At 34.1% G+C, this 12,722-nt stretch carries 16 protein-coding genes and 1 pseudogene; 8 read left to right on the forward strand and 9 right to left on the reverse strand.

Translation table 11 applies throughout. The annotated features are described in order from the left end of the window. A pseudogene (locus B0E44_RS18765) lies at positions 1-185 on the forward strand (hypothetical protein); the annotation flags it as partial. Further along, positions 166-633, forward strand: a complete 468-nt coding sequence (locus B0E44_RS05805; RefSeq protein WP_124019292.1) for a hypothetical protein — start codon at positions 166-168, stop codon at positions 631-633. The pseudogene B0E44_RS18765 and the gene B0E44_RS05805, both read left to right, overlap by 20 nt. A gap of 157 nt (positions 634-790) precedes the next feature. Here B0E44_RS05805 and B0E44_RS05810 read toward each other — a convergent pair whose 3' ends face one another. Continuing rightward, on the reverse strand, positions 791-1,207 hold the full coding sequence (locus tag B0E44_RS05810) for a hypothetical protein (RefSeq protein ID WP_077371412.1): 417 nt from the start codon (positions 1,205-1,207) through the stop codon (positions 791-793). A 166-nt stretch (positions 1,208-1,373) separates the two neighbouring features. Here B0E44_RS05810 and greA point away from each other — a divergent pair, with 166 nt between their 5' ends. The 3 genes from greA (at position 1,374) to B0E44_RS05825 (ending at position 3,582) form a co-directional block, all read left to right on the forward strand. Continuing rightward, positions 1,374-1,850: a transcription elongation factor GreA gene (gene greA, locus B0E44_RS05815; protein WP_077371536.1), complete on the forward strand. Its 477-nt coding sequence runs from the start codon at positions 1,374-1,376 to the stop codon at positions 1,848-1,850. 95 nt (positions 1,851-1,945) lie between these two features. Next, positions 1,946-2,335 (forward strand): HIT family protein, encoded by a 390-nt coding sequence (locus B0E44_RS05820; RefSeq protein WP_077371415.1) that lies wholly within the window; start codon positions 1,946-1,948, stop codon positions 2,333-2,335. A gap of 80 nt (positions 2,336-2,415) precedes the next feature. Beyond that, the gene (locus B0E44_RS05825; protein WP_077371418.1) at positions 2,416-3,582 is read left to right on the forward strand and encodes a transglutaminase domain-containing protein; all 1,167 of its coding nucleotides are present in this window, start codon (positions 2,416-2,418) and stop codon (positions 3,580-3,582) included. Between the two features lie 214 nt (positions 3,583-3,796). Here B0E44_RS05825 and B0E44_RS05830 read toward each other — a convergent pair whose 3' ends face one another. Further along, positions 3,797-4,942: a PAS domain-containing sensor histidine kinase gene (locus B0E44_RS05830; protein WP_077371421.1), complete on the reverse strand. Its 1,146-nt coding sequence runs from the start codon at positions 4,940-4,942 to the stop codon at positions 3,797-3,799. A gap of 267 nt (positions 4,943-5,209) precedes the next feature. On the opposite strand from B0E44_RS05830, the gene B0E44_RS05835 reads away from it, so the two are divergent. From B0E44_RS05835 to aat, 3 genes are all read left to right on the forward strand, one after another. After that, positions 5,210-6,085, forward strand: a complete 876-nt coding sequence (locus B0E44_RS05835) for a flavin reductase family protein (RefSeq protein ID WP_077371424.1) — start codon at positions 5,210-5,212, stop codon at positions 6,083-6,085. Positions 6,086-6,117: 32 nt separating this feature from the next. Then, on the forward strand, positions 6,118-6,492 hold the full coding sequence (locus B0E44_RS05840; RefSeq protein ID WP_077371427.1) for a DUF3127 domain-containing protein: 375 nt from the start codon (positions 6,118-6,120) through the stop codon (positions 6,490-6,492). Positions 6,493-6,617: 125 nt separating this feature from the next. After that, a complete protein-coding gene (aat, locus tag B0E44_RS05845) occupies positions 6,618-7,256 on the forward strand; it encodes a leucyl/phenylalanyl-tRNA--protein transferase (protein WP_077371430.1) in 639 nt (212 codons plus the stop codon). A gap of 104 nt (positions 7,257-7,360) precedes the next feature. Here aat and B0E44_RS05850 read toward each other — a convergent pair whose 3' ends face one another. The 7 genes from B0E44_RS05850 to B0E44_RS05880 all read right to left on the reverse strand — a co-directional run bounded on the left by B0E44_RS05850 (position 7,361) and on the right by B0E44_RS05880 (position 12,683). After that, positions 7,361-8,071: a HesA/MoeB/ThiF family protein gene (locus B0E44_RS05850; protein ID WP_077371433.1), complete on the reverse strand. Its 711-nt coding sequence runs from the start codon at positions 8,069-8,071 to the stop codon at positions 7,361-7,363. Between the two features lie 113 nt (positions 8,072-8,184). After that, complete coding sequence (thiH, locus tag B0E44_RS05855; protein WP_077371539.1) at positions 8,185-9,321, reverse strand: 2-iminoacetate synthase ThiH; 1,137 nt, start codon at positions 9,319-9,321, stop codon at positions 8,185-8,187. A gap of 99 nt (positions 9,322-9,420) precedes the next feature. Continuing rightward, positions 9,421-9,798: a GxxExxY protein gene (locus B0E44_RS05860; protein WP_077371436.1), complete on the reverse strand. Its 378-nt coding sequence runs from the start codon at positions 9,796-9,798 to the stop codon at positions 9,421-9,423. Positions 9,799-9,955: 157 nt separating this feature from the next. Continuing rightward, positions 9,956-10,732 (reverse strand): thiazole synthase, encoded by a 777-nt coding sequence (locus B0E44_RS05865; protein WP_077371439.1) that lies wholly within the window; start codon positions 10,730-10,732, stop codon positions 9,956-9,958. Continuing rightward, positions 10,713-11,351: a thiamine phosphate synthase gene (locus B0E44_RS05870; protein ID WP_077371443.1), complete on the reverse strand. Its 639-nt coding sequence runs from the start codon at positions 11,349-11,351 to the stop codon at positions 10,713-10,715. The genes B0E44_RS05865 and B0E44_RS05870 overlap by 20 nt, the downstream gene beginning before the upstream one ends. Beyond that, positions 11,344-12,099, reverse strand: coding sequence for a hydroxymethylpyrimidine/phosphomethylpyrimidine kinase (locus B0E44_RS05875; protein ID WP_077371446.1), 756 nt, complete (start codon positions 12,097-12,099; stop codon positions 11,344-11,346). Before B0E44_RS05875 ends, B0E44_RS05870 begins: the two co-directional genes overlap by 8 nt. Next, a complete protein-coding gene (locus B0E44_RS05880; protein ID WP_077371449.1) occupies positions 12,072-12,683 on the reverse strand; it encodes a thiamine phosphate synthase in 612 nt (203 codons plus the stop codon). The genes B0E44_RS05875 and B0E44_RS05880 overlap by 28 nt, the downstream gene beginning before the upstream one ends. Positions 12,684-12,722: the final 39 nt, after the last annotated feature.

Consider the following 12,722-nt stretch of genomic DNA (forward strand, 5'->3'; position numbering starts at 1 on the left):
GAAATGTAATAAAGGAAGTCTTGAGACAATATGATAGTAACCAACATTCGGAAGTTTTTTATGAAACCATATCATGGTTCGGACTAAAAGGAACAACCGCATGGAACAATCTTTTACAAACAGAAAGAGACAATATCAATACATCACTTCAAAATATCTATAGAAATGAACCGTATTTTAATTAAAATCTATCTATTATTTTTTGTTTTCATGGGATATGGACAAAAAATTGAAAAAAAAATAATATATATAAAATTTGAAAAAACGGAAAAATGCAATGAACTATTGAAATTTTATTATCAAGAAGAAAAAGGGATTGTTCTTACTTTTTTTTGTAGTGGAGGGAATAGTTTTTTGTATAAATCTAAATCAGACACTTTGCCAATATCTAAAATAGCAAAATATAAAATTTCAACTTTTGAAGAAATAGAAATACTAGAAAAACAATGGAGAAAAAAAAGCAAAAAAGCTTTGATAAAAAAATATGGAAAACTCTATCCGCCATTTGATAAAAATGGAATTTTTCAAACCTATCTTATTGAGATAATCAGTGATAAACAATTCGTTATATATCCCGTGAAATGGAGAAATTTAGAAATTGAATCTGATGGCGAAGAACCTCCAAAAAGGTAGATGATTTCTTTAGGGTTTTATTATGCTGAGCATGAAAAATTTGGATTAATGTTAAAGTTTTAGTATGGTTTTTCATTAAAATAAAATCCTGAGAGTTTATATGAACTTTCAGGATTTTTTGGTTTTAAAATATTTTTAGGATCACACCCAAAAGGGCTTAATTATAAATACGAATAAGCGTTTCGCTGACTACTTGTACGCGGTATTGTTTTAACGGATAAGGCATATTTCCCTGGCCGGTGAATAAGCTATATTCTTTTTTGTCACAAGAACAAACGGCATTGATCCCATTGATAGTCATTGTTGAGCAAGAACTTAATTCTTGATTAGGGCAAGCGGCATCAAAAGCATTGTAGCCACTTCCTGTATACATGACAATTATGCCCCTAGCACCCACATCAGCATAATAAATTGGATTACTAACATACTTTAAGTTTGAATAAAGAGGAAGGTTCAGATTCAAGTCTACTGAGAAAGAGTAATTGGGTATATATGGGTTTTTATTGGAGTTTTCATTGTTGCTGCATCCCAGGAAAAAAAGCGAGATAATAATTATAAGGAAGTATTTTTTCATGTCAAAAATTAAGTGTAAAGTATTAGCGAAACAAATTTAATTTATTTAACTTTGAATTTGTTAGGATTAACATATAATTGTAAACTAAAAACAAAAATATACTATCTTTGTGGAAAGAAATCCCGTCCTGATGGGATTTTTTCTATTTTATATAAATGACGAAATTATGAGCGCAATATCTTATTACACAGCGGAAGGATTAAAAAAATTAAGAGAAGAATTAGATTATTTAAAAAGCGTGATGCGTCCAAAGGCATCTCAAGATATAGCAGAAGCAAGGGATAAAGGAGATTTATCTGAAAATGCAGAATATGATGCAGCCAAAGAGGCCCAAGGAATGCTGGAAATGAGAATTGCAAAGTTGGAAGAGGTGCATTCTAACGCAAGATTAATTGATGAAACACATTTGGATCTCTCTAAAGTGTTGGTTTTGTCGATTGTGAAAATTAAAAACCAAACCAATGGAATGGAGATGAAATACACATTGGTAGCCGAAAGTGAAGCCGATTTGAAAACGGGTAAAATATCGGTTACTTCTCCTATCGGGAAAGGTTTGTTGGGTAAAAAAGTAGGTGAAGTTGCTGAAATTACTGTTCCTAACGGTGTTTTGAAATTTGAAATTCTTGAGATTTCAAGAGAGTAATATTCAGTATTCAGTTGGCAGTTTTTAGTGTTCAGATTGCAGTTTCTACAATCTTTTTTCTTTCTCAATTTCTAACTTCTAATCTCTAACTTAAAATGAGTTCTGTTTTTAAAAAAATAATCGACGGAGAAATTCCTTGTTACAAAGTAGCAGAGGATGAAAATTTCCTGGCTTTTTTAGATGTAAACCCAAATGCAAAAGGGCATACACTTTGTATTCCTAAGAAAGAAATAGACAAGTTTTTTGATCTTGAAGATGATTTGTATCTTGGTTTGATGGCTTTCTCCAAAAAAGTAGCCATAGCCTTGGAAAAAACGGTTCCATGTAAAAGAATAGGGATGGCTGTAATAGGACTTGAAGTGCCTCATGCTCACGTTCACCTAATTCCTTTGAATGAAATGGGAGAAATGACTTTCAGACACAAAGTGAGTTTGACAAAAGAAGAATTTGAATCTTTGGCGAAAAGTATTCAAGCGAATTTATAAAAGTTTAAAGGCTATGAACACGAATCTTTTAATAAGTAATTTAAAAGGTTCGTGTTTTTTTATGCTCAAAAAAAGATAGTATGAAGAGTGTGTTTTTAATTTTAATATTTACGGTTTTCAGTTTTGGCCAAAACAAAAGCAACTTTGCTTTGGTCGATGCTAAAATGGACAAAATTCCTGCTGATTTAAGTTCCTCTACTGATGGAATTGCTGAATTTATTAATGCTAATTTCAAATCGGAGAATGACAAAGTAAGAGCTGTTTTTTATTGGACAGCCTCAAATATCAGCTACGATATCGAGAATATAGAATCGATTGATTACAAAGAAATCTCTCAGGATAAAATAAAAAATGCAGTGCTCTCCAAAAAAGGAGTTTGTATTCATTATGCTGAGGTCTTTAATGATATTGCCAAAAAAGTGGGAGTTAAATCCTATCTCGTTTTCGGATATACCAAGCAGAACGGAAAAGTAGATGTACTGGCACATGCTTGGTGTGCTGCTAGAATTGATAATGTTTGGTGGCTTTTTGACCCCACTTGGGGAGCGGGTTACGTTGATAAAAAAAAGTTTTTCAAAAGAATAAACAACCTTAATTATAAAGTCGACCCAAGTCAATTTATCGCATCACACATGCCTTTTGATTATTTATGGCAGTTTTTAAATCAGCCAATTACAAATCAAGAATTTATTGACGGAAAGATACAGTTGAATAAAACTAAAGCCAATTTTGATTTCGTTACTCAAATTGGGGAGTATGAAAATATGTCGGATTTGGATAAAGCAAAAACGACTTTAAGTCGAATGGAGAAAAATGGAATCAAAAATAAATTGATTCAAGAGAATGTTCTTTCAAAAAAGAATGACGTTGATGCCTTGCAGAATAATCAAGCAATGGATAGAATGCAGAAAATCAGTGACGATTATAATCAAGCGATTGCAATGTTTAATGATTTTATTTATTACCGGAATAATAGATTCAAACCAGTCTTGCCAGATGAAGAGATTAAGGCGATGATTGAATCTCCAAAACAGAAAATAATGGATTGTCAAAGCCGTATTTATAAGATTGGTGCTTATAATGACAGTAATACTGCTAATGTAAAATCATTAAAGAATTCTATAATTGATGTTCTTAGGCAAATCGAAGTACAAGAAAAATTTGTGAACGATTATTTAAGCAAAAGCAAATCTGGGAGAAAATCAATGTTTAGCACGACGACTTTTTTCGGAATTCCGGTTAGATAAGAGCGCTTGCTGCTTCAGGTGACAGTATTTTGTCAAACGAATTGTTAAACATATAAGTCATATAAGTTTTTAGTCGAAACAAATGAAGTAAAATCAAAAGTTCATTCAAGTAAAGATATTTGACTTATATCCTCTTTTTAGCGACTAAGCGAATAAACAGTTTTAAAAAACTTATGTGACTTACATGTTAAAAATTAAATATAGCGGATAAAATTTACGTTTTCCTTAAGATAATTTGCATCGTTGTTCCTTTTCCTATCTCAGAATGCAATACTTTGATTGTGCCTTTGTGGTATTCCTCAACAATTCTTTTGGTTAAGGAAAGCCCAAGTCCCCATCCTCTTTTTTTGGTGGTAAAACCGGTTTCAAAAATACGATGGAATTCTTTTTTGGGAATGCCACTGCCAGTATCGGTTACATTTATTTTTACATGATGATTATCTTCTTCCATTTCCATTGACAATTTTCCTCTTCCTTTCATCGCATCAATGGAATTTTTGACCAGATTTTCTATGGTCCAACTGTGTAATGTGGGGTTCAATAATATAGGAATGGGCTTGGAAGGTGCTTTAAAAGAAAATTCGATTTGGTTAGAAAAACGGGAAATTAAATAATTATAAGATTGTTTTGTTTCCTCGACTGCATCTTTTAATTCTAATTTAGGTTCTGAGCCAATTTTGGAAAAACGGTCAGTAATAGTCTGTAAACGTTCGATATCTTTTTCGATTTCAACAGTTATTGACTCATCAATATTTTCCATTTTTAAAATTTCCAACCAACCAATTAATGATGAAAGCGGTGTTCCTATTTGGTGAGCTGTTTCTTTAGCCATTCCCGCCCATAGTTTGTTTTGGGTAGACATTTTATGGCTGAGGTAAAAATTGTAAATAAGGATGCCGCACAAAACGATGATCAGAGACAGGGCAATTGGGTAATATTTCAGTTTGTCTATCAAGGAAGAATCACCATAATACAGTTCTTGTGATTTTCCAGGCGCATAAATGATTTTGATAGGCTCATTTTCACTTTTTAGTTCGTTTAAATATTCGGTGGCTCTCTTTTTGTTTTTTATGATTTCCTCATCAATATTAACGGAGTTTATAATGCTGTCATTTTCGGTTAGTATCAGAGGAATAGTGGTGTTGTTGTTGAAAATTTGAAGTGGTAAATCGACCTCGGTATTTTCTTGTGCATTGATTAAGGTTTTCTCGGCTGTAGCCCAAAGATTCATTTTTATCCTTTCTTCGTTTTTAAATATCTGAAAAAAAGTATAGGTATTCCAAAGGATAATGGCAATTATGGAAAAAGATATAAAAATAATAATCCAACGAATGGGGTTGCTGTTTTCGGAAAAATTCATAAAAGTAAATTTGTGGTATAAATATAACGAAATAATGGACTTTGGATTGTGTAGGTGCGAAAAATCATTGTATTCATTTTATCGATCATAATTGTTCTTTGGAGCTAATTCCTGCTGTTCACTATATCTTTTGTGTCTCGTCCAAAAAAACGAGACACAAAAGGATGTCGTTTCCATCAGGGCTAGGGCATTTGTTTTTATAATATAATTTTTGAATTATCGAGAATCTAACGGCTATTTTGTTATTTTTGTCCAAATAAAAAATATATGATTAGCATTGATCCAAAAAGCATTGAAACCGTAAAATTGCAGGGCTATCTGCAAAGTTCAGTCGGGCCTAGACCTATTGCTTTTGCAAGTACTGTTGGCAAAACTGGAATTCCAAATCTGTCGCCTTTCAGTTTTTTTAATGTCTTCAGTGCCAATCCGCCAATACTGATTTTTTCGCCCGCAAGACGTGTGAGGGATAATACGGTTAAACATACTTTAATCAATGCTGAAGATAATGGTGAAGTCGTTATCAATGTCGTAAATTACGATATGGTACAGCAGACTTCGCTGGCCAGTACAGAATATGCCGAAGGTGTTGATGAGTTTATAAAAGCTGGATTTACTCCTGTTCCATCTGAGGTTGTAAAACCTTTTAGAGTAAAAGAATCACCAGTTCAGTTTGAGTGCAAAGTAACTCAGATAATTCCGTTGGGGACAGAAGGCGGAGCAGGGAATTTAATCCTTTGCGAAGTGGTTCGCATTCATATCAGCGAAGCGGTTCTAAATGAAAACGGAACAATCGACCAGCACAAAATTGATTTGGTTTCCAGACTTGGAGCCAATTGGTATTCCCGATCGAATCAAGGATTGTTTGAAGTGCCAAAACCGCTTACAACGCTTGGTGTTGGAGTAGATGCCATTCCGGATTTTATTAAAAACAGTTCCGTTTTTGATGGAAACGATTTAGGGATGCTTGGGAATATTGAAGCCTTGCCTACAACTAAAGAAGTTAGTATATTTGTAAACCAAAATTTTTCAATAAAAGCAGTTTTGAGCTCTGATGATCTTGAAAAACAGCACTTGGAAGCCAAAAAGTATCTTTTAGAAAATGATGTTCTTTCAGCTTGGAAAGTGCTTTTAGCCAAAAAATAAATTCAAAGTAACAATAATAAAACAAAAAGAAGATGGAAGTATTAGGAAAAATTAAAGTTGTTAATCCAGAGCAACAAGTGAGTGCAGCATTCAAGAAAAGAGAATTGGTTGTTACTACAGATGAGCAATATCCACAGCACATTCTGATTGAATTTACACAAGACAAATGTGATTTGCTAAGCAGTTATAATATTGGTGAAGCAGTAAAAGTTTCTATCAATTTGAGAGGGAGAGAATGGGTTAATCCACAAGGAGAAACAAGATATTTTAACAGTATTCAAGGTTGGAGAATCGAAAGATTAGCTGCCGATGCACCAGCTCAGCAAGCACCTCCAATGCCGGCTGCAGCAACTTTTGCACCAGCAACTAATTTAAATGAAGAAGAAGCAGACGATTTGCCATTCTAAGAAAAAAGAAGTTAGATATTAAAGATAAGAAGTCAGAAGTTTGAGTTTACTTGAATTTCTGATTTTTTTTTGAAGTTGTTGTTGAATTTGATTTTTGCCATTGCCATTGATTTTTGTAATTGAAAATGTATTATTTATCCAAAGATTTATTTTTTCCTCCAGTTTCTCACGCCGATAGCGATGGGATTCTTGCCGTTGGCGGTGATTTGTCTCCAGAGCGTTTGCAGTTAGCCTATACCAGCGGTATTTTTCCTTGGTTTAACGAAGGAGAACCTATTATCTGGTGGTCACCAAATCCAAGAATGGTTTTGTTTCTCAATGAATTGATTGTTTCCAAAAGCATGCGGAACATTCTCAACCGAAATATTTTTAAGGTAACTTTCAATCAAAGTTTCAGGGATGTTATTTCCAATTGCCGACAAGTAAAACGCGACGGACAAACGGGAACTTGGATTACCAATGAAATGATTGAAGCTTATTGTAAACTCAATGAACTTGGATTAGCAAAATCAGTCGAAATTTGGCAAAACGATCAATTGGTAGGCGGATTGTACGGTATCGATTTAGGACATGTTTTCTGTGGAGAAAGTATGTTTTCGTTGGTTTCCAATGCTTCCAAAGTGGCGTTCATTGCTTTGGTAAATCAACTAAAAAAAGACAATTATCGTTTATTGGACTGCCAAGTTTATAACGAACATCTCGAAAGTTTAGGATGCAAGGAAATTGAGCGTGAAGCTTTTATGATAATTTTGAAGAGTAAATAGTTAAAAAAAAGAGTAGTGTTAAGAAAAGGTTTACCATATAAGAAATATAACGGCATATAAGAGTTTAACGTTCTATCTTAAATGAACTTATATTTCTTATATGGTTAAAATTTTATTTTTGTAAAACTCCAATTCAAAGTGCTGAATAATACCAATTCATTTTCTAAAGTTGGTAAACCCATTATTAGTTTCAAGGTTTCGTGCGCCATCATAGTTCCAATCATTCCAGGCAAAGTGCCTAACACTCCATTAAAACTGCAATTGGGCACATCCATAGGATTGGGCGGTTCTGGAAATAAATCCCGAAGATTTTTTGTTCCGTTATGATTGAAAACGGCCAATTGCCCTTCAAAGCCTAAAATGCTTCCGTAAACCAATGTTTTTCCCAAAGCCACACAAGTGTCATTTACTAAATAACGAGTGGCAAAATTATCTGATCCATCTACAATAAAATCAAAATCCTGCACAATTGTAACGGCATTTTCAGAAGTTAATTTTTCTTCGAATGCCACAATTGAAATCAAAGGATTCATTACTTCCAATGTTTCTTTTGCTGTGATGACTTTGCTTTGGCCTACTTGATTTTCAGTATATAAAATTTGGCGGTGCAGGTTATGAATCTCAATTTTATCAAAATCAACAATCCCGATCGTACCAACACCTGCGGTAGCAATATATTGCAAAATAGGGCATCCCAATCCGCCGGCACCAATTATCAAGACTTTGGCTTTTTTTAGTTTTTCTTGTCCTTCATCGCCTATTTCAGGCAACATCATTTGGCGGTTGTATCTTAAATATTCTTGAATTACGCTCATTGGATTTTAGATTTTTGATTTTAGATGGAAATCTAAGCTAAAAGTTTGGTTATTATTGTTCGAGTTGGATTTGATATTTAATATAATTCTTGATTTTAGGAATAGATCTGAAATCAAAAATCGTTAATCAAAATTCTGCCATCATAACTTCTGTCCCAATCTTTCCAAACGGGTTCATATCCTCTATCGCTGATTATTTTGGCTATTTCTTGAGCAGAACGCTCATCGCTAATCTCAAATTGTTCCAAGGATTGTGGGTCAACAACATAGCCGCCCGGATTGGTTTTTGAACCCGCACTCATACTGGTCACCCCAATTGGAATGATATTATTCCTGAAATTTTCGTTTTCCCGTGTCGAAATTGAAATCTCCAGATCTTCATTCCACAAACGATATGCACAAATCAATTGCGTTAAATCTCTGTCGTCCATAATAAAGTTGGGTTCTATAATTCCTTCTGCGGGTCGCAATCGAGGAAAAGAAACCGAATATTTTGTCTGCCAATACGTTTTTTGCAGGTAATCTAAATGCAGGGCATTGAAAAAACTGTCTGTTCGCCAATCTTCCAGACCCAATAAAACACCCAATCCAATCTTGTGAATTCCCGCTTTCCCTATTCTGTCTGGAGTTTCCAGCCTAAAATCAAAATTGGACTTTTTGCCTTTGGTATGATATTTTTTATACACTTCCTGATGATAGGTTTCCTGATACACCAAAACCGAATACACTCCAGCTTCATGTAACTTTTGGTATTCTTCGGTGGAAAGGGGTTGTACTTCTACCGAAATGGTTGAGAATTGCTCTTTTATTTGGTTAATCGCTTTTAGAAAATAATTGATGTTTACAGTATAATTGGCTTCGCCGGTAACCAATAATACATGATCGAAACCTACTGTTTTTAAGGCTTCTACTTCCAGTTTTATTTCTGTATCTGATAATGTTTTGCGTTTGATTTTGTTGTCCAGACTGAATCCGCAATACGTGCAAATATTTTGGCATTCATTGCTCAAATACAGCGGCGCATACATCTGAATGGTTTTTCCAAAACGTTTTTTTGTCAATTCGTGGCATTCCTGCGCCATTTGCTCCAAATAGATTGTGGCAGCCGGCGAAATCAAAGCCGTAAAATCGTCCAGATTTCTTTTGCTTTTTGCCAATGCCTGTTCAACTTGTTTGGTGGTCGTTTGGTATATTTTGGTTTGAATGGTGTTCCAATCATAACCCTCAAAAACCGATTTGAATGTTTTCATTTTTCTGTTTTGTATTTTACGCGAAATCAAAATAATTTTTTGCACGCAGATTTTGCAGATTTGCGCAGATAAAAATTGAAAAAATTTGCGTGTCACTTTTTATATTTTATTAGCAATTCTTTTAATGTTGTCCAGTATATTGACAGTGTTGAAATTGACTAATATTCCTAGTTTTATGTTAGTGAGCTTTAAATAGTTTGTAATCTGTTTATAATGTATTGGAGATAAATCTTCAACAGATTTTAATTCAATGATTACCTTACCTTCTACCAATAAATCAATTTTAAAGGCAACATCTAATATGATTTCTTCATAAGGAATTGTAATTTCAATTTGTCTTTCAACTTTTAAATTTATTTTAGTTAGCTCATAATATAACGCACTTTCATAAACAGATTCAAACAAACCTGGCCCAAGATTATTGTAAACTTTAAAAATTGCTCCTCTTATTTTGAATGAAATGTCATTTTCTGTCATTTTATAAAATTTAAAATTAGTACTAATTAAATGTAGTTATTTTATTTCAAAAAAGGGAGCTGTTAATCTCTGTTGAAGATGTATTCTAGAATATTTTACTATACTTTTTAATTCTTATCTGCGTAAATCTGCAAAATCTGCGTGCCAATTAAAAATATTACTCGTAAAGAAAAGCAGTCAAAGGACTAGAAGCAATCGCATGTTTAAATTGCTGTCCCAGTTTTGCTTCAAATGCCTTTCGCCCAGCGATTACCGCTTCCTTAAAAGCTTCAGCCATCAATTTTGGATTTCCGGCTACGGCAATTGCAGTGTTGACCAATACTGCATCGGCTCCTATTTCCATAGCTTTTGCGGCATCTGATGGTGCGCCAATTCCAGCGTCAATTATGACCGGAACCAAACTTTGTTCAATGATTATTTCCAGAAAATCAATTGTTTTTAATCCTTTGTTACTTCCAATAGGAGAACCCAATGGCATTACAGCTGCAGTCCCCGCATTTTCCAGATGTTTGCACAAAACCGGGTCGGCGTGAATGTAGGGCAGAACAATAAATCCTAGTTTTGCTAATTGTTCTGTTGCTTTCAGAGTTTCTATCGGATCTGGCATTAAGTATTTTGGATCTGGATGAATCTCAAGTTTCAGCCAATTGGTTTCCAAAGCCTCTCTAGCGAGTTGCGCGGCAAAAATCGCTTCTTTGGCATTTCGTGCTCCGGAAGTATTGGGTAATAAATTGATTCTGGGATGCTTCAAGTGATTTAAAATAGCATCGGTGTCAGTTTCCAAGTCGATTCTTTTTAAGGCCACAGTTACCAATTCGCTTTCAGAAGCCAAAATTGCTTCTTCCATTTCTATATTGGAACCAAATTTACCAGTTCCTAAAAACAGTCTTGATTCTAGTATTTTGTCTCCAATCTTAAACAATGACGTTGCCATATAATTTTTCGTTAAGTTGCGTAATGAGTGCTTGTTTGTTTTCACTTTTGGTAATAATACCGGAAACTGCAATTCCATGAATTCCTGTTTCCATTAGAGGATTAACATTGGCTAAAGTGATGCCTCCGATGGCATAAACGGGTATGTCAACCTCGGACTGTTTCATTTTGGATAGTATGGAGAGATATCCCTCCAGTCCCAGTATCGGACTGAGATTAGCCTTTGTTTTCGTATGTTGAAAAGGGCCTAATCCTATGTAATCACAGCCATTATTTGTTTGACGGATAATATCTTCGAAGGTATTTGCCGTTGCTCCGATGATTTTTGTCTTACCGAGAATGGTTCTTGCTTCTGAAACTTCCATATCCGAAAGGCCAAGATGCACACCATCAGCATTAATTTTTTCGGCTAAATGAACATCATCGTTAATGATGAAATTGGCTAGGTATTCTTCACACAGAAATTTTGTGGCTTCTGCCAAAGCCAATGCCTTTTTAGGTTTTTGATGTTTGAATCGCATTTGTATCCAATCGCATCCATTGTCCAAAGTTTGATGGATGTTATACAGTTGTTCTTCGACGCTTTCTCCCTGAGAGATGTATTGTAGTTTGTTATACATGATGGAATCCTAGTTTAGATGAGTTCGACAGTAAGTAGTTTTCTGTATATGTTTTTGCATTTGCACAAGCCGTTTTCAGGTTTTGTCCCAATGCAAGATTGGCTGTAATTGCAGCAGATAACACACAGCCTGAGCCATGTTTCTCAAAACAGTTGACGTTTTTGGGCAAATGCTTATGAATGCCATTTGGAGTATATAAATAATCGACTCCAATTTCATCGGAGTTATGTCCGCCTTTTAATAAGATTGAACAATAATCAGAATAGAATTTTGCATTCTTTTTCGGGTCTATTTCCTCTCGGTTAAAGTGCTTGATTTCATTGTAATTTGGGGTAATCAAATCAATTTTTTTTAGTATTTCAATTAGAGCTATTTGGTTTTCGATACTTAAAAAATCAAATTCAGTAGAGGATTTTAGGATTGTATCCCAAACAATTTTTGTTTTTGGCGAAAGTTTTTTTAGAGTAAAAACAATTTGTTTTAAATAGTCTAATGATGGGACAATGCCAATTTTTACTGCTTTGATTGTATAATTGCCAAATAATTTTTCTAACGATTTTAAGACAAAAGCCAAATCAGTCCATTGCATTTCAAAAAACTCATTTTCAGTTTGAATGGTGTTACCTGTGTTAATGGCAAAACCATATACTTTATGCTGCTCAAATGTTTTGACATCTGCCAAAACTCCTGCTCCGCCCGAAGGGTCAAAGCCTGCAATAGTTAAAACGATTGGACGATTTGCTGACATAGTTTAAAATTTTCTATTGGATTGTTTTGATTCCAAATGGTTCCTAATGAGGCTACATTATCAAAACCATTTTCTAATGCTTGTGTAATGTTTTTTGATTCTATTCCGCCCAAAGCGATGAGTTTAGTTCTAAAATTTGTCCTGTTTTTAATAGCTTCAAGTAAATTGGTTTTTGAGGAATAATTTTCTTTAGAAATACTTGGAAAAAAAGGACTCAAAAATGCATATTCAAAAGCGCAGTTCAAATCATTAAAATCTTCTATAGAATGAACCGAAGTCGATAAATGAAAATCATTTGTTTTGTATTTTTCAAATGGGGATTTTCTGGGTAACAGCTGCATTGTTTTTCTTTTGCTTTCGCTAAAGTGGATTCGATTCATACCAAATATTGCAGCTAAATGATGATGACTGTGCAAAACTAATCGTCTTCTTTCCTCCAATTTTATTTCCGATATAAACTGTTTCATTTCTGAGTCAGAAAAGTTTGGTTTCCGAATGTGCAGCAACTCCAATCCGTTCTCAAAAAGAGAATGAATAGTGCTGATTTCATTGGCTATCGGAATTGGATTTGTGATTACTATCATTGTTAGGTAAGAGGTTAGAAATAAGAAGTTGAGGTTTGA

It is taken from the genome of Flavobacterium sp. A45 (assembly GCF_002001005.1).
In the GTDB taxonomy this organism is placed as follows: domain Bacteria; phylum Bacteroidota; class Bacteroidia; order Flavobacteriales; family Flavobacteriaceae; genus Flavobacterium.